23 protein-coding genes and 1 pseudogene are annotated in these 24011 nt (G+C 58.7%); 18 read left to right on the top strand and 6 right to left on the bottom strand.

The window, feature by feature from the left end; genetic code table 11:
* Positions 1-331 precede the first annotated feature (331 nt).
* Together TX24_RS32010 and TX24_RS26780 are read right to left on the bottom strand one after the other, a co-directional pair.
* Positions 332-1420, bottom strand: coding sequence for a PP2C family protein-serine/threonine phosphatase (locus TX24_RS32010; protein WP_121372835.1), 1089 nt, complete (start codon positions 1418-1420; stop codon positions 332-334).
* A 29-nt stretch (positions 1421-1449) separates the two neighbouring features.
* Positions 1450-2487: an IS630-like element ISPa47 family transposase gene (locus tag TX24_RS26780; RefSeq protein ID WP_057711769.1), complete on the bottom strand. Its 1038-nt coding sequence runs from the start codon at positions 2485-2487 to the stop codon at positions 1450-1452.
* Positions 2488-3256: 769 nt separating this feature from the next.
* Between TX24_RS26780 and TX24_RS26775 the strand changes: the two genes are divergently transcribed.
* The 3 genes and pseudogenes from TX24_RS26775 to TX24_RS26765 form a co-directional block, all read left to right on the top strand.
* Entirely contained in the window at positions 3257-4081 is an 825-nt protein-coding gene (locus TX24_RS26775; RefSeq protein WP_034071791.1) for a DUF932 domain-containing protein, read from the top strand.
* 82 nt (positions 4082-4163) lie between these two features.
* Positions 4164-6206 (top strand): ParB N-terminal domain-containing protein, encoded by a 2043-nt coding sequence (locus TX24_RS26770; protein WP_034071790.1) that lies wholly within the window; start codon positions 4164-4166, stop codon positions 6204-6206.
* A 744-nt stretch (positions 6207-6950) separates the two neighbouring features.
* Positions 6951-7259, top strand: a pseudogene (locus tag TX24_RS26765) (DUF736 domain-containing protein); the annotation flags it as partial.
* A 144-nt stretch (positions 7260-7403) separates the two neighbouring features.
* Here the strand turns inward: TX24_RS26765 and TX24_RS32005 are convergent.
* Together TX24_RS32005 and TX24_RS26760 are read right to left on the bottom strand one after the other, a co-directional pair.
* Entirely contained in the window at positions 7404-7808 is a 405-nt protein-coding gene (locus TX24_RS32005) for a hypothetical protein (protein WP_157255572.1), read from the bottom strand.
* 482 nt (positions 7809-8290) lie between these two features.
* Entirely contained in the window at positions 8291-8584 is a 294-nt protein-coding gene (locus tag TX24_RS26760) for a helix-turn-helix domain-containing protein (RefSeq protein WP_079382942.1), read from the bottom strand.
* A gap of 316 nt (positions 8585-8900) precedes the next feature.
* Here TX24_RS26760 and TX24_RS26755 point away from each other — a divergent pair, with 316 nt between their 5' ends.
* From TX24_RS26755 to TX24_RS26740, 4 genes are all read left to right on the top strand, one after another.
* Positions 8901-9254, top strand: coding sequence for a DUF2958 domain-containing protein (locus TX24_RS26755; protein WP_034071788.1), 354 nt, complete (start codon positions 8901-8903; stop codon positions 9252-9254).
* 341 nt (positions 9255-9595) lie between these two features.
* The gene (locus TX24_RS26750; RefSeq protein WP_034071786.1) at positions 9596-10366 is read left to right on the top strand and encodes a DUF7011 domain-containing protein; all 771 of its coding nucleotides are present in this window, start codon (positions 9596-9598) and stop codon (positions 10364-10366) included.
* A 118-nt stretch (positions 10367-10484) separates the two neighbouring features.
* Positions 10485-10769, top strand: a complete 285-nt coding sequence (locus TX24_RS26745) for a helix-turn-helix domain-containing protein (RefSeq protein WP_034071784.1) — start codon at positions 10485-10487, stop codon at positions 10767-10769.
* A gap of 26 nt (positions 10770-10795) precedes the next feature.
* On the top strand, positions 10796-11641 hold the full coding sequence (locus TX24_RS26740) for a replication initiator protein A (protein WP_034071783.1): 846 nt from the start codon (positions 10796-10798) through the stop codon (positions 11639-11641).
* A 174-nt stretch (positions 11642-11815) separates the two neighbouring features.
* Here TX24_RS26740 and TX24_RS32000 read toward each other — a convergent pair whose 3' ends face one another.
* The gene (locus TX24_RS32000; RefSeq protein ID WP_153574634.1) at positions 11816-11956 is read right to left on the bottom strand and encodes a hypothetical protein; all 141 of its coding nucleotides are present in this window, start codon (positions 11954-11956) and stop codon (positions 11816-11818) included.
* Here TX24_RS32000 and parA point away from each other — a divergent pair.
* The 5 genes from parA (at position 11955) to TX24_RS26715 (ending at position 16368) form a co-directional block, all read left to right on the top strand.
* Complete coding sequence (parA, locus tag TX24_RS26735) at positions 11955-12593, top strand: ParA family partition ATPase (protein WP_034071782.1); 639 nt, start codon at positions 11955-11957, stop codon at positions 12591-12593. The two genes, TX24_RS32000 and parA, sit on opposite strands and share 2 nt — an antisense overlap.
* Entirely contained in the window at positions 12590-12865 is a 276-nt protein-coding gene (locus TX24_RS26730) for a hypothetical protein (protein WP_034071781.1), read from the top strand. The genes parA and TX24_RS26730 overlap by 4 nt, the downstream gene beginning before the upstream one ends.
* Positions 12862-13404 carry a DUF2840 domain-containing protein gene (locus TX24_RS26725; RefSeq protein ID WP_052156427.1) on the top strand — a complete coding sequence of 181 codons (543 nt, stop codon included), beginning with the start codon at positions 12862-12864 and terminating at the stop codon, positions 13402-13404. Before TX24_RS26730 ends, TX24_RS26725 begins: the two co-directional genes overlap by 4 nt.
* Positions 13401-13940 carry a S26 family signal peptidase gene (locus TX24_RS26720; protein WP_034071780.1) on the top strand — a complete coding sequence of 180 codons (540 nt, stop codon included), beginning with the start codon at positions 13401-13403 and terminating at the stop codon, positions 13938-13940. The genes TX24_RS26725 and TX24_RS26720 overlap by 4 nt, the downstream gene beginning before the upstream one ends.
* Before the next feature lie 481 nt (positions 13941-14421).
* Positions 14422-16368 (top strand): relaxase/mobilization nuclease and DUF3363 domain-containing protein, encoded by a 1947-nt coding sequence (locus tag TX24_RS26715; protein ID WP_034071778.1) that lies wholly within the window; start codon positions 14422-14424, stop codon positions 16366-16368.
* 130 nt (positions 16369-16498) lie between these two features.
* Here the strand turns inward: TX24_RS26715 and TX24_RS26710 are convergent, their stop codons facing one another.
* Positions 16499-17128 (bottom strand): TetR/AcrR family transcriptional regulator, encoded by a 630-nt coding sequence (locus tag TX24_RS26710; RefSeq protein ID WP_034071777.1) that lies wholly within the window; start codon positions 17126-17128, stop codon positions 16499-16501.
* A 213-nt stretch (positions 17129-17341) separates the two neighbouring features.
* Here TX24_RS26710 and TX24_RS26705 point away from each other — a divergent pair, with 213 nt between their 5' ends.
* The 6 genes from TX24_RS26705 to TX24_RS26680 all read left to right on the top strand — a co-directional run bounded on the left by TX24_RS26705 (position 17342) and on the right by TX24_RS26680 (position 23826).
* Entirely contained in the window at positions 17342-18835 is a 1494-nt protein-coding gene (locus tag TX24_RS26705; protein ID WP_057711768.1) for an efflux transporter outer membrane subunit, read from the top strand.
* Complete coding sequence (locus TX24_RS26700; RefSeq protein ID WP_034071775.1) at positions 18832-20427, top strand: MFS transporter; 1596 nt, start codon at positions 18832-18834, stop codon at positions 20425-20427. The genes TX24_RS26705 and TX24_RS26700 overlap by 4 nt, the downstream gene beginning before the upstream one ends.
* Before the next feature lie 24 nt (positions 20428-20451).
* Positions 20452-21504, top strand: coding sequence for an HlyD family secretion protein (locus TX24_RS26695; RefSeq protein WP_034071772.1), 1053 nt, complete (start codon positions 20452-20454; stop codon positions 21502-21504).
* A gap of 95 nt (positions 21505-21599) precedes the next feature.
* Complete coding sequence (locus TX24_RS26690; RefSeq protein ID WP_079382939.1) at positions 21600-22385, top strand: SDR family oxidoreductase; 786 nt, start codon at positions 21600-21602, stop codon at positions 22383-22385.
* A gap of 248 nt (positions 22386-22633) precedes the next feature.
* Positions 22634-23578, top strand: a complete 945-nt coding sequence (locus TX24_RS26685; protein ID WP_034071770.1) for a LysR family transcriptional regulator — start codon at positions 22634-22636, stop codon at positions 23576-23578.
* Entirely contained in the window at positions 23575-23826 is a 252-nt protein-coding gene (locus TX24_RS26680) for an EexN family lipoprotein (RefSeq protein ID WP_034071768.1), read from the top strand. Before TX24_RS26685 ends, TX24_RS26680 begins: the two co-directional genes overlap by 4 nt.
* Positions 23827-24011 lie beyond the last annotated feature (185 nt).

Raw genomic sequence — 24011 nt, 5'->3', positions numbered from 1 at the left:
CTGGGGTGTGCGCCCAGTCAGAAACTGCGAGCCCGCTGGGCCAGTGACACTGAACCCTGAGAAAGAAACGACTATGAAACAAGCAGCTTAAAACGAAGAACAGTGACAACTACCTTGAAAAACACCGGCTCCGGGAATATTTACGATATCGTAAAGTTGAACCACATGTTTCGACCGAACCTTTGATAACGCCTTTTGCTCATCCAGCAACCTGCGAGATTCCACTCCAGCTTGAAGATGTTTCAGGACAACCTGCCGCTGCAAATGAAGGTCTTCACAAAAAATAACCTCCCCCATGCCTCCTCTGTCGGAGTTATTTAGAGATCTGTATCTATTTTCTATCAACACCGACTTCCCCTTCTTCGTCAGAGTTCCCAATTTCAATATCTAGCTGAATTTTTTCAGGGAAACTGTTTTCTTTTTTCTTTCTCGTTCTTCTTGCGGGAGACTTTGGTTTGTTTTGCACACTTTCAAAGTCAGGTGGATTGCTTGACGGCAATGGGTGCGGAGAATTACTCTCAGCTTCGCCTGCCCCGTTTGGGGTTCTGGCTTGTTTAGCATGAAATGCCTGATCTTCTTCTCGGAGCCACAGTGTAGTTAAGTCCCCACCAGCATCCCACAAACGGATCCCATTGCCGTCGTACCGCGCAAGCGATGAGAATGTTTTACCCATATCAAATATGGCGGATGTCGAGTTGTCATTTCCACCGCACCACATGGAAACATAATTCAGACGTTCGGAAGCTTCATTGATATTGGCTGAATTTTCCAGAATCCTGTTTAGGGTTCTTTCCTCGATTTCGTGAATTCCATCAGTGGTGATGGCGCAAAAACCTTCCATGAAAGGAAGCTCAGATATCTTGGGCTGCATCGACTCGCCCATCCCAACAAATTGGAGTAACTCTCGGCCACTGCCGCCAACAGCCTCGACGAGAGAGTCGTCTGTTGTGTGTCGCTCCACCTTCTTTCCAGGTCCAAAAGTGTAGATCCGCGTATCACCAAGATGAACGATTACTGTTTTTCCTTGGGAATCTAGCAAAACGGCAGTTAGCGTAGAGCCGCCATCGCCCCGATAAATATCAAAAACTTGGCTATTAGACGCTTTTATCGCTTCGCAAGCTCTTTCCTTGGTGCCTAAATTTCGATGTTGTATCAAGGAATAAAAGAAGCTTGATAGGGCTAATGTGGAACACCTTCCTCCATCGCGCATACCCCCCATCCCATCCGCTACTGCCATCACAAACAAGGGGTTTATTGACTTTCCTCCTGTGTAAAGAGCAGCCGCGCGATCCTGGTTCTCATTTCGGATCAATCCTATGTCGCTGGATAATATAAATGGAATATCAAGACACTGATTGCGTGTGTGATTTGCAAGCTTTCTAGAGAGCCATGTTTGTATGTTTTCTTGAAATGGATGCATTTATTAACCCGGCAATCAAATACACCAAATCATGCTGCGTAGGCGATACGTGGATGCCGGAAATAAGAACGGATTCTTTGAGGGCGTAATTGCAATCGTCTCATGACCGAGCGAACACGCCTTTCCAGTTCGTCCTGATTACGCGCCGGCAAGCCCGTGCGAACCTGATGTTTCAAATCACAATTCAAATACTCGTCAGGGTTCAACTCCGGGGCGTAGGCCGGCAAGAAGAACAGTTCGATTTGCTCTTTGCGGTCGCCAACCCAGGCGCTCATCTTTTTGCTGTGGTGTACGCGCAGGTTGTCGAGAATCAGGAACACCTTGCGGCCCTGAGCATCGCGAATCAGGCGACTCAGGAAGCGAATCAGCACTGGGGCTGTCAGCGTTTCCCGATACAGCATGAAGCGCAGTTTGCCCCGATTGGTCACGGTGGAAATCATGTTGGTGGAAAAACGACTGCCGCTGACCAGGCGCACCGGCGTTTCGCCAATAGGGGCGTAGCTGCGGCCAGCATGGCTGTCACTGCGCATACCGGTTTCGTCGCCCCACTGAATCTCACCATTCTCAGCCTTGGCCCGCTGTGCGATGCGTGGATATTCATTATCCAGCCAGTGCTGAACCACTTCAGGTTTCTGCTGATAAGCCCGATGCAGTGGGCGCTGCGGGGTGTAGCCCCAACGCTTGAGATATTCACCAACCGTTCGAACCGGCATGAGAAAACCACAGCGCTGGCGGATCAGTTCTCGCACCGCATCACGCGTCCAGAGCGCAAAGCCGAGCTTGAGTTGGTCGGGCATCTTATCGGTCATCAAGGTGCGAATCAGCACTTCCTGGCTGGAGCTCAAACTGCGGCGATCACCCTGGCGCACACCACGCTGGCCGCCGGCAATGGCAGCCTTTTCGCCTTTATGTTCTGCGACCTGCGCCCAGTGAGCAATAGTGCGGGGGTGAACACCAACCGCTTCGCCAATAGCCTTGTAGGTGTAACCCTGCTCACGCATGCGTAGGGCCGTGGAGCGCTTTTCACGTTGTTCTTGGGGGCTGAGTTTACGGGCATCTATTTTCATGGAGACAGATTATCTAATATGCCCTATTTATTTGCCAGGTCAATAGTTTTCGTAACTCCTATATTGAAGACATAGCTTATTTTCGCTTTTCCGGGATTTACACCACTCTTATTTAGGAGCACTGAGCGATAGTCGTATTTTAGCTGACACACATCCAAGCGTCACGTTGTCTGTCAGGTTTAACGGGGCACCTAGAAAATACGTTTATGGTTCTCATCTTTGCTATCCACGATGCCCCTGCCTTCGACATAGTTCGCATGGACGAGATCAGATATTGAAAGATTGGGCGTCTCCGGCCTCTTATGAGGCCGGTCGTGCTGTAGTGCTTCGCATCGAGCCTCGCTAAGCGAGGCTCGCCCCATTTGGGCTTCCATCCCTGACGCCTACGGCCCGGCTTCTCAGCTCCGGGCCTGCGCGCTTCGCTTGCGTGCAGTCGGCACACAACGCGGGCCGTTGCCTGTCCAGCCATCTCTCCTGACTTCATCACCTTGCTCGCGACTGTAGCCCGTGGCCGTGTGCCGTCAAGGCGCGCCAGGCCGTGTCCTCGGCTGCGCCTGCGGGCCGCACCAACCTGACGCTTGTTTCCTTGACGGCCCACGTCCGTGGGCTCCTGACCGTCGCGGGCGATGAACTCAGGAAAGACGGTGGCAACGAGGCCAACCGGGTTCTTCGTGCCAACCGCACCGAACAGCCGAAAGGCTGGGCTCCGAATCTAGGAATCCGGTGTGCGGTTTGAACAGCAAACCCTTTATTTGTCAGGAGAAACACCATGCTTGCATCCCGTTTTGCTTCCCGCGCTCCGGTACTGCGCAGCGATTACCCGCTGTCCGATGACCAGATCAGAGCCGTGGTGCCGTCGATCTATGCCGAGGCACCCCACCAGAGCCGTTCAGAACGCTACAGCTACATTCCCACGGCGGCGGTACTGACGGAACTACGAAAAGAAGGGTTTCAGCCCTTCATGGTGACGCAAACCCGCGTGCGCAACGAAGACCGGCGCGACCACACCAAACACATGATTCGTCTACGCCATGCCAATCAGGTCAATGACAGCATCGCCAACGAAATCATTCTGTTGAACTCGCACGATGGCACCAGCAGTTACCAGATGCTGGCAGGTGCGTTCAGATTTGTCTGTGCAAATGGCTTGGTATGCGGCGACACCCTGGCCGATGTGCGTATTCCGCATAAAGGCGATGTGACCGGCCAAGTCATCGAAGGCGCGTATGAAGTATTGAGCGGCTTTGAACGAGCGCAAGAATCCCGCGAAGCGATGCAGGCCATCACGCTGGACGATGACGAGGCCGAGATATTCGCCCGCGCCGCGCTGGCCTTGAAGTACGACGACCCGGACAAGCCCGCGCCCATCACCGAAAGCCAGATTCTGATGCCGCGTCGCTATGACGACCGCCGCCCCGATCTGTGGATGACGTTTAACCGCCTGCAAGAAAACCTCACTAAAGGCGGATTGCGTGGCCGCAGCGCCAACGGACGCCGCCAAAGCACCCGCCCGGTGCAGGGCATTGATTCCGACATTCGCCTGAACCGTTCCCTGTGGCTGCTGGCCGAGGGTATGCGCCAGTTGAAAGCCTGACCCCTTTCGCGGCAGGGGCAGGCAGCCACCCTTGCCGCGTCTTTCATGGCTGCATTGTCACAAACCGAAAGGAATTTTCATCATGAACGCGATCAATCAAACCGAAACCCAAGCCATCGACACCCCGAACGCCACAGCCGACACCCCGGCGCAGAATCTGATTTCTGTGCCGCTGTTGCAGCTTCGCGCTTCCAAGCGCAACGTACGCAAGACCAAGAGCGCAGGCCAGTCTATTGACGCGCTGTCGGCCAGCATTGCCCGCGTGGGGCTGCTGCAAAACCTGACCGTGACGCTGGCCCGAGACGGTGAGCATTACGAAGTCGTGGCCGGTGGCCGCAGGCTGGCGGCATTAAAGCTGTTGGCAAAGACACGCCGCATCCCGAAAGATTGGGCGGTGCTGTGCCTGTTGGTGGCCGATGCCAGCGCCCGTACCGTGAGCCTGACCGAGAACGTGCAGCGTGAAGCCATGCACCCGGCAGACCAGTTTGAAGCATTCGCCGCGCTGGTAGCCGAAGGCCGACCCATTGAAGACATTGCTGCGGATTTTTCCGTCACCCCGTTGGTGGTGCAGCGCCGCTTGAAGCTGGCGAACGTCTCGCCGCGTCTGCTGGCCGATTATCGCGCTGATGCCGTGAACCTTGAACAATTGATGGCGCTTGCCATCACTGATGACCATACGGCGCAGGATGCGGCCTATTACGATGCACCGCAGTGGCAGCGCAGCCCCCACGCCTTGCGCGAACGGCTGACCGAGCGGGAAATTGACGCAGGCCATGCGCTGGTGCGTTTCGTTGGACTGGACGCCTACGAAGCCGCAGGCGGCGGTATTCGCCGTGATCTGTTCGCGCAGGACGATACCGGCGTCTATGTGACCGATACCGCGCTACTGGAAACATTGGTGCGCGAGAAACTGGACAGCCACGCCGCGACGGTGAAGGCCGAAGGCTGGGCATGGGTGGATGCCACACCCGCCGCCACCTATGCCGACCTGCAAGCCTTCCAGCGCGCCCCGCGAGAACGGCGCACCCCCACCAAGCGGGAAAGCGACCGCATGGAAAAGCTGGAAACCAAGATGCAGGCCATCGGTGAAGCGCTGGATGCCGCACTGGACGAGGACGACGAAGAAAAGGCCGATGCCTTGCAGGAGGAAGGCGACCGCGTGGGCGAACAATTGCAGGCGCTGGAAGAGCGCTTGCTGGACTACAGCCCGAACGTGAAAGCCGCCGCTGGTGCCATTGTCACGCTTGACCGGCAAGGTCAGATTGTCGTGCATCGCGGCCTGTTGCGTGAAGCAGAAGCCAAGGCGCTACGCACTTTGGAACGGTTGCGGCAGGGTTTTGGCGAGGCAGGCGGCGAAGCTGAAAACGACAATGAAAACGACGACGACCAGCAACCCAAGACCGCCGCCATGACTGACCGGCTGGCGCAGCGCTTGAGCGCTCACCGCACCGCCGCGCTGCAAATCGAACTGGCGCGGCATCCGCAAGCGGCGCTGGCTGCTGTGGTGCATGGCATGGCACAGACCGTCTTGCAGCGTGGTCCTTACCATCGTGATAGCTTGCCGCTGGGCGTGAGCCTGACCACGCAAGACCGACTGGAAAGCCTGACTCCCGATTGGCCTGAATCACCCGCCGCCGTGGCGCTGCGCGAATTGCAGCAGGCATGCAGTGAGGCACTGCCCGAGGATGGCGCGGGATTGTTCGCCATGTTGCTGGCAAAGTCGCAGGATGAATTGGTGCGGCTGCTGGCGGTATGCACGGCGGCAACCGTGGATGTGGTCACGCCCCGCGCTACGTCGCAGCAACCCGGCGAGGAACTGGCGCAGGCCGTGGGGTTGGATATGTCGGCATGGTGGCAGCCGACCGCCGAAGGCTATTTCAAGCACGTTTCCAAAGCCGTGATTCTGGATGCCGTGGGCGAGTTCGCGCCTGACCATGTTGCCCAGCTGGCAAAGCTGAAAAAGGCCGACATTGCCAACGAAGCGGAACGGCTGGTAGGCGGTACGGGCTGGATGCCCGCCATCTTTCGGGCAGAAACGCCGCAGGAGGTGGTAACAGGCGAAGACGGCGCAATAACAGAAGACGCCATCATGACAAATGAACCGGCAGATTCATTGGCCGCGTAAACCTTGACCATGGGCAAACGTCCCGGCTTTGGCCGGGGCGCTTGCTGTTCATTCAGCACAGCCCGCCAAGGCACGATGCCTTGGCGGGCTTGACCAAAAATCCCCCGTCGCCGCCTTTAATCAGGCGGCGACGGGGACGCGCCCAAGCTCACTTGAGCGCGGGGGAGCATCAACCCCAATAATGCGGGCGGTGCTGCGCGCCGCCACCATTTCAACCACGCCCCACCGCAATGGGCGGGGTCTGCGAACCTTGCTGCAACAGGTTGCCGTCCTCGATGCTGGCGATTTATGGCCTGTGTGTCACGAAGGACGGATCACTGACATCCCGCCTGGCCTTTGCAGCACTTCCACACCGCACCTCAGATAGGTCGCCATGCAAGCGGGCGCTGGTTTTCTCTGTGGTTGGGATGTTGACCTTGCCCGCGTCAGTGCAGGAACCAGTGAAGCTGTCACGCGGGGATGCCGAGCCAGCCTTGTCTTCATTCGGGATAGGCGGCCTGTGCGTCCTTGGCTTGTCGTGAATCCTGGCGGGGGAACGGCGATGCCTTGGGCTATGCGCCGCAACCTTCCAGCGCAAACAATTTCCCCTGCGCTTTGCGCATTCCTCGCGGGACAAATTCTGTGCGCTTGCAGGTTCTCCACGTTGTTACGACCGCTACACGGTGCGACGCGCCCATCCCCGCCTATCGGATCACAACAAGGACGCACTGGCGCGACCTTGATTTACCGAAAGGAAAAAACATCATGGCTACCATCGGCACCTTCACCGCAGACAAAGATGGCTTCACCGGCACGCTGCGCACCCTGACGCTCAACGTCAAGGTCAAGCTGGTTCCCAACGAAAAGGGCGAGAACAACAAAGCCCCTGACCTCCGCTTGCAAGCCACCGGCAACGACTTCGGCGCGGCGTGGAAGAAGACCAGCGAGGCTGGGCGGGAGTACCTGTCAGTGACCCTGGATGACCCTTCGTTCCCGGCGACGGTTTATGCCCGCCTGATCGAAGGCGAGGACGGCACGCACGATCTGATCTGGTCGCGCAGCAAACCAGCGGCCTGGCGGCCGCTCATGCGCCCCTGCCCATCGGGCGGGGCGCAGTTTTTCAACACAATAGGCCAGAAACGCACATCGACTCAAGTAGTAGAATAGGGTCAGAATTAGACACAAGCTTCTAGTTGTGTGTCCGATTAGCTTTGCCTGTCAGCGCCAAAGTGTGGAAAGGAAACCAATAGCCAGTCCGATCACTGCACTCAATGCTATCCACCAGTTACTTATTAAGTCAGAATGCCAAACTTTAATTGCTAGCGCTCCAAAACTGACGATCCCTGTTACCCATTTAAAGCGCGTAGCAACGTCAGAGGCACGATTAACAGCCATATAAATGGCAATTAATACAGTTTGGATAAATGCTGGAGATTTGCGGAAAAATTTTCCAAATTGTGTTGCTACATAGTGACTTGAGTAGAAGTTGTTACCATCTAAACTCACTGGAAATTGGCTGGACTTGAATAGCTTCATTTTAAGAGCAAGGCTCATCGAATTTTCACGACGATATCTCCAGGCTGCTGCGATTTTTTGTTCTTGGAAGGAGCCTGTCATATGCATCGGTGAATCGCAATCAAACAAGACTTCGCAGCCCATTATGTGAAATGCTTCGCTGTTTAGTCGTGGGTGATGATTTTTTGTTAGCCCTTCGCTGGATTCTATTAAATCAATGCAGCGATTTATCAGATGTCGCCTCATCCAGATCGTAAATTTATTCTTTGTTTTTGACATGGTATAAGAGATGTGTTTTCCAGAAGCGTATCAGGACTATTATTTTAATAGCTCAGTTAAAAATATTAAGCAATAATCCAGCCGGCGAGATATTTTATTTGGATGGCTAATCAGGGTCGTTTGCTGCTATTTCTTTAGTTGGGCTTCTGTTTTCCCACCGCTATAGATGACGTGTCGGTGCGATGCGCCGCCGGGCTTTCGGGCTGCGCCCCGTGCCAGCTTTGCTGTCACGGCCATTCGGCATCAATCCCTCACGCCTTCGCGCCAGTGGCGCTGCGCGCTTTGCTTGCAGGAAATTCGCACGTCACACGCTACGGCGTGTCATGCTCTTTCAAGACGGCGATCAGCTCCTGTCGCACTTGCTTCAGAAGCTGATCGGTCTCGTGTGTGCTATCGCCGGCATACGCCAGCGTCAACAGTGTGAGCGGATGAATCTCCATGACCTCGCACAGCTCAGCCAGCTTGTTCAGCGTTGGGCTTTTCAGGTTGCGTTCCAGCGAACTCATATAGGTACGGCTGGACACGTCGGAGAATGCTTCCTGGCTCAAGCCACGCGCTTTCCTGACTGTCTTTAATGCCGTTGCCAATGAGTTTTTTGCTGTCATCCAATGATTTCCTTGAAACCATAGATGACAGTCGATTGCGCTCTTTAGGGCTACAATCTATAGTGTTCATTTGGTAATGAGCCATCAGCTTTCGTGCTTTTACGGAAATCCGCTTGTGGGGATTCCACCAGAACCAGAGAGTCGCTTCCATGCCTTTCCAGACTTCCACAAAACCGTTTTTACGCTTCCGTTCTTCTGCGGATTCACGGGTTTGTTCATCCGTACGTCTGCACGAAGGCACACAGCCGGTTCGGCGGTTCTACGTTTGGGCACATAAGTGCATCACCGAGTCGTCGGTTTCGCGAGGCACCCAACCATGATCCAATCGCCCATCACCGCCGTGGAACGCGCACGCCTGCTTGACCACGGCCAGGTTCGTGCCGATGGCCTGACCATCGACCCGCTGCCGGTCGTTCGTTTATTCACACCGGATGCGCATGCCACTTGGTTACTGGCGGCACTCGATCCTGTTGATGGTGATACGGCCTATGGCCTCATCGACTTGGGGCTGGGCATGCCCGAGTTGGGCTATGTGAAGTTGTCCGATCTGGCATCCATCGTCGGCCCGCTCAAGCAGCCGGCGGTGATGCGTGATGTGTATTTCCAGGCCACACGAACACTGTCAGACTATGTGCGGCTGGCGCAGGCCAACGGTTCCATCGTTGATTAACCGGCGTCGTTCGCAGCCCGGCGAGGTCGGGCGCATTGAGACTATTTTCGTCTCACTTTAGACCTTCCCGGTCTGAATCCGCACTCTGGCACCGAAGCGGTGCGGCTCTGTTGTAAACAGTTATGATCCCTGGCGCGGGCTGCGGCATGGTATCCAGTGCTGCCTGCCAATTTCCGGTTGAGCAGCCGTCGCATTCGGACGATCCCTGCAACGTTTCGGAGCCAATCGGTTTTGACGCCGCCAGTTTACCCAGCCATTCATGACGGTTTACTGATGACGCCGTAGCGTTTGCATTTCGATGCCCGTGGCGACGTTCCTGCTGATTGACAGGAGGTTGCGTCATGGCCAATCCGAGCGCCAAACAGTGGTATCCCACCGCCGCGTATCTCTACGTGCTGCATCTTGATGGTCTCGCCCTGGCTTGGGAGTATTTACGCCGCCATCCCGATTACCGGCGCGACTGGCTACGCGGTCGTCGCCAGCGGGATGCATCGTATCGCTGGGGTTTGCGCCTGCTGGAAGATCCTGCGCTGGATGCACGCGATGTACATCCAGTCTGGTTTTCTGATCACGATTCCGTGGTGCAGCTTTATCCGGATGCTGACCCACCACCTGATGCGCCTGCCTTTGCGTTCTGGCGTGTTCCTGGCCGCAAGCACCTGATTTACGACGGCAAGCGTCTGGTGTTGATGTTGCAGTGGCCCGGTCACTGTATGCGGCTTGCACTGGCACCGGGTCTGGAAGACGGCATGGCCTACCTGTACGCCGTCCGTGCCTGCGCCACGCCCTGCGCACGCTATCGCCTGTTCGCGGCCAGGCTGGACGCGCTGGCCGCCGCCATGGCTGCCGTGCCAGTGGCAGTGGCTCGTTCCCGACCCACACCGGGCGCACTGCTGGAATTGCACACCTTGCAGGCGCTCGACGCCACCCTGGCGGGCGCGTCCTTGCGTGAGGTGGCCCAAGGGCTGTTCGGCGTGGATGCCGTCGTGGCCGATTGGCACGCCGACAGCGCCTTGCGCGCCCGTGTGCGGCGGCTGGTGCGCCGAGGCGATGCGCTGATGCGTGGCGGCTATCGCCGCCTGGCACAACTTCCGCCGTTTTCGTTGGATTAGGGGGACGTTTCGCGCTCCCTGCACAACGTCCCTGAGCAAGCAGCTCATCTTTCTTGAGACTACCTCCATCCGGTCACGCTGTGTGGCCGGGCTTCCCTGACCGATGGAGGTCTATCCCATGCGACCCGCACCTATTCGACCTGCTACCGCTGCCGTCACCACGACCGCACAACCCCAACGCTACCTGACCAACGACGAGGCTGCCGACTACCTGCGGCTGTCGCCGCGCACGCTGGAGAAACAGCGCGTGATCGGCGGCGGGCCGACGTTTCGCAAGTTCGGTCGCCGCGTCATGTACGCGGTGGCCGACCTCGAGGCCTGGGCCGATGCGCACAGCTACGAGGCGACGTCTGATCCCGAATACGCCGAGCGTCACGCGGGTGATTATCGTGATGGCCGCTGAGCAGCGGCGCGACGGTAGCCATCGCCATGTCCCGCCCACCAGAGCATGCCTTGCCGTCACGGGAACAGCTCGACCTGTTCCGGGCGCTGCCGGGCGACATGGCACCGCGCGACACCCAGGACTTGATGGCGTATCCGTTCTTCTCGCTGGCGAAGTCGCGGCGCGTAGCACCGATCGACTTTCGCAGTGGCAACATCACCATCCGAGTGGAAGGCACAGCCGAGCACGGCATTGCCACGATCTGGGATGCCGACATCCTGATCTGGGCCGCCAGCCAGATCGTGGAGGCGATGGACGCCGGTTTATCCACCTCGCGACTGATGCGTGCCACGCCTTACGAGATCCTGCGCTTCATCGGTCGTGGCACCGGCTCCCGCGACTATCAGCGCCTCAAGGCCGCGCTGGATCGGCTGCAATCCACCACCGTGGCCACGTCCATCCGCGAAACCACCGGACGGCGGCTGCACCGCTTCTCGTGGATCAACGAATGGAAGGAACTGGCCGACGCCAGCGGCACACCACTGGGCATCGAACTGATTCTGCCGGATTGGTTTTATGCGGGTGTGCTGGACGCCGCCCTGGTGCTGACCATCGACCCGGCCTATTTCAGCCTGACCGGTGGCATCGAACGCTGGCTGTACCGCCTGGTGCGCAAGCATGGTGGCAAGCAGGAAGACGGCTGGCAATTCGACTTCCGGCACCTGCACCGCAAGTCGGGCAGCCGATCCCGTTTCTCGGATTTTGCCTACGACCTGCGTGCGCTGGTGGCCAAGCAATCCTTGCCGGGTTACGAGTTGGGCATCGTGCGGATGCCCGAGGACGACATCGAGTTGTTGACGTTCCGGCCCGTGCCGCTGACAGCACGGGGATAACCCTGGGGATAACTCCGGGACAACCTGTGAATAGTGTCGTGCTATCAGGAGTAAGGGGTATCGTGCTATCGGGAGTACGACTATCGTGCTATCAGGAGTACGAAACCGCCGGAGAGCCAGTAACGGCGCGGGTTTACACGCCCCTTAACTTTACTAACTTAAATACTCTAACTTTTAATAAAGAAACAGGGTTGCGGTGGGCAACGGCTGAAAGGCGAAAAGCGCCGCCATCCCGACGGCAAAAACAGCCTCAAAACCAACCCCGTTCAGCAGGACAAAAACCGACCGGCTTTCCAGATCGGAGGGCCGCGCCATGATTATTGCCTTGCTCAACCAGAAAGGCGGCGTAGGCAAGACTACGCTCGCCACGCATATCGCCGGGGAACTGGCCCTACGCGGGCAGCACGTCATTCTGCTGGATGCCGACCCGCAGGGTTCATCACTGGATTGGACACAGCGCAGAAGCCAGCAAGGACTACCAAGGCTGTTCAGCGCCGTGGGGCTGGCAAGGGAAACCTTGCATCAGGAAGCCCCAGAACTCGCCAGGCGAGCCGATCACGTTGTTATTGATGGGCCACCCCGGATTGCCGCCTTGGCGCGCTCCGCGCTGCTGGCGGCTGATTGCGTGTTGATTCCGGTGCAACCGAGCCCCTACGACCTCTGGGCCAGCGCCGAGATGGTGTCGCTGATTCGTGAGGCGCAGGTATTCCGGCCCCAGCTCGCCGCTGCCTTCGTCATCAATCGCCGTGTCAGCACCACGGTGATCGGACGCGAGGCACGTCAGGCGCTGGCCGACCAACCGTTGCCAGCGCTGCGCAGCGAAGTACGTCAGCGCATCGTCTTCGCCGACAGCGTGGCCGCTGGTCGGCTCGCTCGCGAACTGGTGCCGGACAGCGCCGCTGCGCGGGAAATCACGGCACTGGTCGATGAACTGCTGCGGTGGTCGTCATGAGTAGCGCAAACGACAAGCCATCCAGCAAACGCGCGGGCGAGCGCATCGGCATCGGTGCACGTCCGCCCGCGAACCCGCACGCCGAAGCGTGGGTTCGCCAGGGCGATACCGCCGACCTTCAGAAAGGCGACCTGTACACGGCCCGCCTGACCCTCGACGTGACACCCGCCTTGCGGGCGCGCATCAAGGTCTCGGCCTTCACGCAAGGCGTGACGGTGGCCGAGCTGCTGCGTGGTCTGTTGGAGCGCGAGTTCCCGGAGAACACACCATGACTGCCCATCCGGTGCAGCTGACACCAGAAACAGCCATACCAATGCAAGCGCCGCATACACTCGCCGGACAGACCGGCAACGTGCCCTTGACCCGCGTTTCGCTGGCTTACATCGACCAGCGTTTCAACCTCTATCTGCGCTTTGGCGAGCCGGCGCGCATGCTCCAGCTCGACCGCTGGCGGCGCTGCGCCGTGTTCCTGCCCGCGTCCGTGTTCTGCCGTGTGCGTTGGCAGGCCAACGACTACGGCACCACGCGTTGGCAGCTCATGGTGATGCAGGCTTGCACGCCGCTGGACGCGGTGCAGCGCATCCCCGGCGTGCAACCGGGTGCACGTCTGCTGCTGCATGTGGAAGGCGAAAAGAGGATACGCGCCACGCTGGCAACGATTGATGCCATTGAGTCGCTGGGTATTGCCGCCATCGACGCGTCGCCCGCGTACTGGCGCACGCTGGGCAACCGTCTGGCGGCCCGCCTGCCACTGCCGGAGTACACCGCCGAGCGACATGCCGCCTGGCTGGCCGGGAGGGAATTGCAATGACAGCCAAGTCTCGCTCACGCCCGCGTGTTCGCATCGTACTGGCCGTCCTGTCCGCCTGCGGCCTCGCTGCGCTGGCCTGGGTGTCCTTCGTGCAGCCTGCGGCGCACATCATCTACAACCCATCAGACAGTGTTCCGGTCGGCTGGTATCGCATCCGACCGACAGCCCCGACGCACATTGGCAGCATCGTGCTGGCCCAGCTTCCGGCAGACGTGGCCGCACTCGCTGCGCAGCGCGGCTACCTACCATCGCACATCCCGCTGCTCAAACGTGTGGGCGCGGTCGCGCCACAACATGTCTGCATCGTGGACGGCCAGGTACGCATCGACGGCGTGCCGGTGACGGCGGTACTGCCTGCCGACCGCATGGGCCGGTCGCTGCCATTCTGGCCGCAATGCCGCCCGCTGGCCGACGGTGAACTGTTCCTGTTGAGCACAACCAATCCGGCGTCGTTCGACAGCCGCTACTTCGGGCCGATCCAGGCATCCGCTGTGATCGGTACCGCGCAGCCCATCTTCCTGGAGAAGCAACCATGACCCTGAACGACTTCCGACCTCGCTGGCGCATTGGCCTTCGTCTTTCATGCAGCACATTCGACGCGCTGCCGCTTGTCGTTGACGTGCTATCAGGCGTACCGATGGCCATGCGCTCGCCGTGTCGCCATGCGCGCCGTGGGAGCGCAGCCGCGCTGCACTCCCGAGTGCTTCCCCCTGTGCAGATAGCTTGCCCCGAACGCGCCACGCCTGCGGCATGGTGGGCGTTCGCCGGTCGGCAGGCTGCGCCCTGCGCAGCGCCGCCGGGGCATCGCATTCCCGTGCTGTCAGGCCGGGAAAAGATGCAGGGCAAGATAAAAGGTCGCGGCACTACGTTGCGCGAAATGTCTGTCTGCACGTGGGGGTGGCGCGGCACGCACCTGATAGCGGCACCGTGCCGCGTGGTTAGCCAAAGCCTTGTCAGCCTTGAGCCAAGTGCGTGCTTTTCCCGTTTGGCTACGCTGGTCTTGGATGGAGCCGCAATATGAGCCGCCACGACGATGACCGCTTCCGCCTCCGTCCGGGCGCGCCCAAGCAGCGTGGCGATGCCTTCATCAATCAGGTGCTTCGCCAAACGAGCAAGGCGGGCGCAAAGGTCGCCAAGGCAGGCAATCGTCCTGGCGCTCGGCTGGGGCGTGGCCACGTTGCGGCGCGCTTTACCGGCGCATCACTGACGGCGGGTTCCCGGCGCGTCACCATCAAGACCCGGCTGGTCAATCTCGCCAAGGCGGGCGCGCGCTCGACCGCCACGCATCTGCGTTATATCGAGCGCGAAGGCGTGGGGCGCGATGGCGAACCGGGTAGAGCCTACGACCCCATGACCGATGATGCTGACCTGTCTGCCTTTGAGGAACGGGGCCGGGAGGATCGGCACCAGTTCCGCTTCATTGTCTCGCCCGAGGATGCCGAACAGCTCGATGACCTGCGCACTTACACCCGTCACCTGATGGATCGTATGGAAGCCGACCTGGGCACCCGGTTGGAATGGGTGGCCGTCGATCACTGGAACACCGACAACCCGCATACCCACATCGTCCTGCGTGGAAAGGATGACACCGGAAAAGACCTGATCATTTCCCGCGACTACATCAGCCAGGGTATGCGCGAACGGGCCTCGGAACTGGCGACTGACTGGCTGGGGCCGCGCACTGAACTGGAGATCCAGCGCAGCATGGCCCGCGAAGTCGATCAGGAACGATGGACGGGACTGGATCGTACCTTGCAGCGCGAGGCCGTGAATGGCCTGGTGCGATCCGAACGGCTGGAGGCAGTACCCCGGCTGAAACGCCAGCGCCTGTTGCTGGTGGGCCGCCTGCAACACTTGCAGCGTATGGGGCTGGCGAGCGAATTGCAGACCGGGGTCTGGACTGTCCATGCCGATGCTGAACCCACGTTGCGGGCGATGGGCGAGCGTGGCGACATTATCCGCACCATGCAGCGGGCCATGAGGGGTAAGCAGCGCGACCTGACGGTGTTTCAGCCCGGCGAGAATGGCCGTTCCATCATGGGCCGCGTAGCTGGCAAAGGATTGGCCGACGAACTCTACGACAAGGGCTATCTGGTCGTGGATGGCACCGATGGCAAAGCACACTATGTCGCGCTGCCGCCGCGCACGGAACTGGCGCAGTACCCGACTGGCGCCGTGGTGGAAATCAAGGGCTCAACCGCCCCACGCACCGCAGACAAGACCATCACCGCAATGGCCGTCAATGGCATCTACCGAACCGATCACCATCTGGCCGTTGCGATGGCTCAACCGCACCCCGAACGTGATCCAAGCGAGGTGGTTAAAGCTCATGTGCGACGACTGGAAGCCCTGCGCCGCGCTGGCCTGGTGGAACGGCAGGCCGAAGGCGTCTGGCATGTGCCGCAAGACCTGCCCGAGCGGGGCCGTCAGTACGACGCGCAGCGCCTGGGCGGCGTGGCGGTGGAACTGAAATCGCACTTGCCGATAGAGCGACAGGCCCGCGTAATCGGCGCGACCTGGCTGGATCAACAGTTGATCGGCGGCGGTAAGGGGCTGGGGGATACGGGTTTTGGCAGCGAGGTTAAGGACGCGCTGCAACAGCGCGGCGACTTCCTCGCGGAACAGGGACTGGCCGAGAAGCGCGGGCAGCGTGTGATTTTGGCGCGCAATCTACTGGCGACGCTGCGCAACCGAGAGCTGGCACGCACCGCACAGGACATTGCCGCTGAAACCGGACTGAAGCATCGACCGGTAGCTGACGGCCAACGCGTCGCAGGCACCTACCGTCGCAACATCATGCTCGCCAGCGGACGCTACGCCATACTGGATGACGGAATAGGGTTTAGCCTGGTGCCGTGGAAGCCAGTGATTGAACAGCGGTTGGGTCAACAGATCGCCGCGACGGTGCGCGGTGCTGGAGTGTCGTGGGAGATTGGGAGGCAGCGGGGTTTTGGAATAACCTAGTGTTAGCTTCGTCAACTGCATCAAGAACGTCATTCGAACAATCTGCATTCCAACTCACCAGGCCAAGGACGGCCGTGTGAAGGTGCCTGAAACCGTGCAGTGAAGATGGCGAGCGATGCTGATCAAACCCTTATCGCTGTTTTGTCGCAAATGCCCCGAGAAAAGTCGTCACGGCAACCTGCACCCAATGATACATCTGTGCGACCGAAGACTGCGAGCCAGGGTGGGTCATTGCTTCGAGCTGGCCTTCGCCGCGAACCATGCTGATGAACAAGCCGGCAGCGGCATCGACGCCAATAGCCTGGACATTGATTTCTCCAGCTTCGGCTGCATTTTTCAAGCGAGCAGCCACCAGCGAGGTGACCGCCTTTGGGCCGGCCAGATAGAACCGGCGTCCCAAATCAGGAAAACGGGGAGCCTCTGCCGTCACCACACGGTAAAGCGCCAGCCCAGCCGGTGAAAGCACTGTCTGGATGTAGGTCCTGCCTACATCGGTCAACATCTTGACGACATCCTCCGGCGACGCTTCTATGGCCTGAATTGAAGAAGACATAAAAGCGCACTGTCGCTCTATCACTGCCGCAAACAACGCCTCCTTATTGGGAAAACAAGCATACATGGTCGCCTTCGACACCCCGGCCTCACGTTGAATCATGTCTGTGGTAGTGGCACTGAATCCGTGCGTCAGAAACAGCAAGGTGGCCGCATTTAATACCACCAGCTCCTTTTCGCTTCTGTCAGCGGTGGGTGTTGCAAGCATTGGGTTACTCCGCAAAGTGAAGATTACAAACCCAGACTATGCCGATCGGTTCTTATAATAGCAAAAGTGATGAAACCCATCTCACATAAAGTCTTATAAGGCTGTATCTTCTTGACCTAAAGATGAAAAAGCACTAGAGTACCGATCGGTACTGGTAAAATTGATCAGCTCCTCGATTGCATTGCACCGCCCTGGAACACTACAAGGACCTCCATGAAACGCATACTTTGGGATCGTGACTGCCGTTACATCGCCCGTGTAGCTCCGCCACTCCTTGCCGTCCTGGCACTTGCCGGTTGCATGACCATGCCGGACGTTGAGAGGCCGCGCCTGGCAACACCTCATGCGGCATTGCAAGCGCGTGCGGCAACTATGGCAACAGAAGTCGCACTCACTGAGGAAGCGATTCCGTCTGAATGGTGGCAATTGTTCAACGATGCCACATTGACTGCATTGCAGACTGAAGCTGCTCAATCCAATCTGGATCTCCTGGCTGCTGCCGCACGTATCGAGGAAAGCCACGCAAGACTGGGGCTGGCACAGGCTGCGCGTCGGCCACAGGTCTCGGCAGACGCCAGTTACGCACGGTCATCCCTCAGCGAGAACGCGCCCATGGCGATGCTCGGCGCACCTACCGATTCCACCGACCTGTGGTCGTTAGGCGTGCAAGCAGGCTGGGAACTGGACGTGTGGGGCTACTTGCAACATCTCGGCGACTCCGCCGAGGCGACGCTGCAAGCCAGCCACTTCGAGATGGATGCCGTCAGGGTTTCGCTCGCCGGCGGTGTGGCACGTACCTATCTGCTGCTACGCGGCGTGCAGGCACAAGAAACCATCATGGAAGACAACCGGCAGATCGCGGCAAACCTAGTGCGCTTGGCGGAAAGCCGGGAACGCCATGGCGTCGCAACGCGTTTTGATGCGGCGTCTGCCCGTGCGGACGTAGCGAGTATTGAGGCACGCCTGACCCAGCTGCATCAGCAGCGCGATGTACTGATGAACGCATTGGCATTATTGTTGGGTAAATCGCCACGCGAACTGAATGACCGACTGGTTGCCGCCGAATTACCGGCTATGCCTCAACGCCTGCCGCTAGGCATCCCGTCTGAACTGGCACAAAAGCGGCCCGACATCTTGCAGGCTGACGCCCAGTTGCGCGCTGCTATATCCGATATCGGCGCTGCGCAAGCCGACTTTTACCCGCGCATCAGCCTGACCGGCGGCGTCGGTATCCAGTCGATTGATTTCTCTGATCTGGGAAGCTGGGGTTCCCGGTACTTCTCCATCGGCCCAACGTTGCACCTGCCGATCTTTCAGGGGGGACGGCTCAAGAGTAATCTGGCGCTGACCGAGGCACGTCACCGGTCAGCGGCCATTGCCTACCAGCAAACCGTACTGAGCGCCTGGCATGAAGTTGATGACGCGCTGAATGCCTACGCGACCGAACTGAAACGGCATGCACAGCTAGAACATGCACTGACCCAGAACCAGACGGCCTTGCAGGTGGCGCAACGCGCTTACGAGCAAGGCACGGTTGACTTCACTTCGGTGCTGGTCGCTCAACGCTCGCTGTTATCCAGCCAGTCTGCGCTGGCCGACTGCGCCACGGCTTCCGCGCTGTCCGTCGTCTCGCTCTACCGTTCTCTGGGCGGTGGCTGGTCGACGGAACTGCAGCCCGTGGCCGAATCGGCAGGCGAACAGACATGACCGGTCCAACCCCTGCCAGTCCTGCTGCACCCGCTGGCCCACCGCCACAACCGGTATTCAACCTGCGTATGGCTATCGGTCTGCTGGGTATTTTTCTGGCTGCGGTCGTTGCCGGTCTTAACGGCAGGATTCCCAGTCTGGTACTGCCCGATCTGCGGGGCGCCCTCGGGATCGGCATAGACGAGGCGTCTTGGCTGCTCACGGCGTATTCCGCTGGTGAACTGGCCGCCATGCCTTTTGCCACCTGGTTTGCCATCACCTTCTCAATGCGCCGTTTCCATCTGGCCATGCTGTTCAGCACATTGCTGCTGACATGGCTCATGCCCTATGTACAAGACCTGCCTCTATTGCTGACCTTGCGTGTTTTTCAGGGCTTGCTCGGGGGCGCGATGATCCCCTTGCTGATGGTCGCTTGTCTGCGTTTCTTACCGTTACCCATACGACTGCATGGCTTGGCCGTCTTTGCGCTGGTCGCCACCTTTTCGCCCAATATCGCCTTGTGGATCGCCTCTCAATGGGTTGACCAGCTGGAAGACTGGCGCTGGGTTTACTGGCATGTGATCCCCATCGGTCTACTGGCGGCCACGCTGGTCGGCTGGGGCATCCCGAAGATGCCACTGGCCCTGCCGCGTATGAAACAAGCCAATTGGTTCGGCATGCTCCTGGGCGTACCAGGTCTGATGCTACTGGTGGTCGGCGTGGATCAAGGTGTACGGCTGGACTGGTTCCATTCGCCACTGATCGTTGCTTCGTTCGTAGCCGGTGGCGCACTGTTTGTCTTGTTTCTGATCGGGGAGTGGTTCCATCCGGCGCCCTTTGTCAGCCTGAGGATGTTGGCGCGACGCAATATCTGGATCGGCATCACCCTCTTCGGGTTTCTGCTGATGACGATGGCTACCGCCGTCACGCTGCCAGCCAATCTGCTGGCGAATTTTCAGGGGTTCCGTCTGGCACAGAGCGCACCCCTGGGTCTGATCGTCGGCTTTCCACAACTGCTGCTCGGCTCATGCGTGGCGCTGTTGCTATACCAGCGCTGGGCCGATGCCCGCTATGTATTCGTAGCGGGTTTGCTGTGCATGGCGGCGGCCAATTGGCTGGCATCCGGTATTACCAGCGAATGGATGGTGCAGCAGTTTTTATGGGTGCAAGTGCTGCACATGCTCGGGCAGCCCCTAACCATGGTTTCGCTGTTGTTCCTGATCACCAGTGTGGTGCAGCCCATGGAGGGGCCGCTCGTGGCGGGCCAGGTCCATATCGTGCGCGTCTTCAGCGCCACGATAGGCGGCGCCATCATCGGGCAACTCACGGCCGTACGCAGTCGCTTCCACTCGGAAATGCTACTCGATAACGCCGGGCAACTGATGGCCCGCCTGCCGTCGGATGATCCGGGCTGGGTTGCACTAAGCAGTACAGTCGCGCAGCAAGCCAATGTCCTGGCGGCAGCGGACATCTATCGCGTCTTCGCCGTGGTAGCGCTGCTCATGATTCCCCTCGCCCTGATGATGCAGCGTATCCCAGCGCCCGCGATGACCAGCACACCGCCCGTCACGCCTTCTGCCACACCTGCCACAGCAGCGTCTGTGGCTGCTTAACCACTTTATCGAGGAACGGTTTTTATGTCCAAGACGCTTCGTTTTCGTATCATTTCCGGTCTGGTTGCCGCCCTCGCCCTCGTGGCGGCCTTCCTGATCCTCAACCGCTCTGAATCCAGCGCCGTTACCCAGAGTACTGACGACGCCTATGTGCAGGCTGACTTCACGGTCATCGTTCCACAGGTGGCCGGTGTCATCACCCGCGTGGACGTTGACGAGAACCAGCAAGTACAAGCCGGTGCGCAGCTGGTAGGTATTGATGAGCGTGACTTGCGCATTGCAGTGAGCATGGCCGAGGCGCACATCAATAGCGCACAAGCCACCATTGCCAGCCTGCAAGCCCAAATCGATCGCCAGCAAAGCACCATCGCGCAGGCGCGTGCAGCACTTGCCGCCTCCAGCGCCAGCCTCCAGCTCGCCGAGATCAACCGCAACCGCTACGCGAATCTGGCGCGCGACGGTTCCGGCACCGTGCAGGCCCGCCAGCAAGCCGACGCGCAATGGAACATTCAACAAGCTGCCCATGAACGCGATCTCGCCGGTCTGGAATCGGCCGAACAACAGACAGTGATCCTTCGTGCTGAACTGGAAAAGGCACGTGCTGCACTGCTTGGAGCAGAAGCAGAGAAAGCCACTGCAGACTTAAACCTGTCCTATGCCAACGTTGTTTCCCCCATTAGTGGCGTCGTCGCCCAGCGCAAGGCCAGAGTCGGCGGCTATGCCCGTGTGGGAGAACCACTGTTGACGCTTGTGCCGCTGGAAGCAGTCTATGTGCAAGCCAACTACCGCGAAACACAACTGGCCCGTGTACAGGTTGGTCACCCGGTAAGCATCACGGTCGATGCCTTGCCCGGTGTGCAGCTTAAAGGACGCGTCGAAAGCCTCGGGCCGGCCAGCGGCGTCAGCTTCTCCCCCGTACCGCCACACAATGCCACCGGCAACTTCACCAAAATTGTGCAGCGCCTTCCGGTGCGTATTTACCTGGAACCGGGGCAGGAAGATGCCCACCGTTTGCGTGTCGGCATGTCGGTGCGCCCCAGCATCAATGTAGAGGCCAAACCCCAACCAAAAACTTAACAGGAGTCAAACCATGTCAAAGAACATTCTAATTATAGGCGCCACCAGTGATATTTCATCAGGCGTCATTGAGCACTTAAAATTCCGGGCATCGCCTGAAAGCCTTGGTGCGAAACCCCGCTAAAGCGAAAAACCTGGAGCGTTTGGGCGTTGAGCTGCGCGTTGGCGATCTGGAGAAACCCTGGACGCTTGGAGCGGCATTTGAGGGGGCGGATACCGCCTGGCTATTGACCCCGCCCGGGCCACGTGCGCCAGAGCAATCTTCGAATGCACTATGGGCAGCGAGAAATGCGGGCGTCAGTCACGTTGTTCGACTGTCTGCCATCGGTGCATCCCATACGGCCCCCACCATTAACGGACGGCTGCATGGGTTATCCGATACGGAGTTAATAGGGTCGGGAATACCTTACACCATCGTGAAGCCACACTTCTTCATGCAAAACCTGCTGATGGCCGCTCAAAGCATCGCCGAACAAGGGGCAATATATCTCCCGCTGGGAGACAGCCGGATGGGCCTCATTGATTCCCGTGACATAGCCGAATTTGCTGCCAAAGTTCTGACCACGCCTGGCCATGAAGGCAAGACTTATACGATAACCGGGCCAGTCTCCATAACGATGCACGAGGTAGCAGAAGTGATCGGCAGGGCTATCAAAAAAGAAGTGAAATATGTACCCATTACTTTAGAAGACGCCTGGAAAGCAATAGTAAATGAGGGGATGGATGAGTGGACTGTGAACCTGCTCTGTGATTATTTCTCGGCCTACAGTACGAACTGGGGTGACCTAGTTACGGATGATTTTCAACGTGTATTAGGAAAACCACCGCGAACCCTTGCCGACTTCGCCAATGATTTCTCTAATGCCTTCGTCAAGTCTTGAGTTTGGGGGCAGGAGTCGTCCGAATAAGAACATAGCAATCTTAAAGTGATTCTTGGAATGATGCGCGCGCCCACCAAATTTAGTGACGGCATTGCCCTTCGTCGAATGGAAATAAGAGGCGCCACGCTGACGCGAGCCAGCCAAGTGATTGCTGAACTTACCGGCAACTGAGCGACGCAGAAAGATGGCCAGATCGCGATGGGGAATGCACCGTTCGACTGAAGGCGTCATAAAATTAAGGAGAGGAAATGGAGTTACGACATCTCCGCTGTTTCATGGCGGTGGCAGAGGAGCTTCATTTTGCTCGCGCCGCGGAGCGTTTGCACATAGAGCAATCGCCGCTATCCAGAGCCATTAAGGAACTGGAAGAAGAACTGGGCGTGGTGCTGTTTGCCAGAACCACGCGCAGCACGCGGCTGACCCGCGCGGGAAAGCTGTTCCTGGAGCATGTGACCCGTGTTTTTGCAGCACTTGAGCAGGCGCGTGACAGCGTAAGGGCAGCAGCCAATGGTTTTCATGGTCAGTTACGCATTGCCTTGTCTGATGGCATTACACCGTCGCGATTGCCCGCTTTGTTGGCACAATGCCGCTTGGATGAGCCGGAGGTTGATATTCGTTTGTTTGAGGTGCCGCTGGCGCAACAGATCAAGGGACTGATTGATGATATGTACGACGTGGGCTTTGCGCAGTCTGACGAAGTAGGCGATAGCATCCTCGCCGAGCCGGTCTGGTCTGACCCGCTGATGGTCGCAGTGCCTGCACGGCATCCCATCCTGAGTCACAAGCGCATTCCACTGGACGAGGTGCTGCGCTATCCGCTGGTGATGTGCGATCCGGTGGTGTGCGAAGGTCATGCGCGCCAGATCGCCCGTGTGTTACGCGCTGCGGATACAGAGCCGTTGGTGGCTGAGCAGGTCACTTCATTGGACTTGATGATGGCGCTGGTGTCGGCGGGTTTTGCGCTGGGGCTGGCCGGCGCTTCGCAAATCATCGCCAGCCGTGAGCCTGGTGTTGTGGCACGGCCTCTTGCTGGGCGTTCGCCGGTTCTCACAACCTACTTACTGTGCCGGAATGGTGAGCCTTCACAAACGCTGTCACGCTTCATCGAGCGGGTGGGTGTTATCGATTCACCCGCCGACAGCAAACACGCCATATCTGGCAAACCTGATACCCCAGAGGAAATCGAGCCATGAACAAGATCATGTCGTTGTTGTTTGTTGCTGTGCTGGCGGGCTGTGGCCCATCCGAACCTGCCGCCACCGAAACGGTAGAGTCACTGGCGGACGACCCCGTGCGGCTGAAGGAATTACGCCAGCAGTGCAAGTTGGATCGCGCCAAGATGGGCGACGCTCTGTGCAACCGAGTGGCCGAGGCCACACGCAAGCGGTTCTATGGCGATGGAGTGCCGTACACACCACCGGAGAATCCACCGAAGTTCTGATTGTTGGCAGTTTGCCTCCTATTTTCTGCTTTTCTGCTCAACACGCCGCAACGCGCCTTCGCTTGCGGCGTTTTTCCTGCTTTTCCCCCTGCACGAACTCATGCTTTTTTCTCGACCTTTGTCCCGATAACGGTCTTTGACCGGCACTGACCCGGCACCGATCCTCGTGATTGCGGCACGTTGTT

The organism is Pseudomonas lactis, assembly GCF_001439845.1.
In the GTDB taxonomy this organism is placed as follows: domain Bacteria; phylum Pseudomonadota; class Gammaproteobacteria; order Pseudomonadales; family Pseudomonadaceae; genus Aquipseudomonas; species Aquipseudomonas lactis.
The sequence above is the reverse complement of the archived record's forward strand: the minus strand, read 5'-3'. Positions and strand labels throughout refer to the sequence as shown.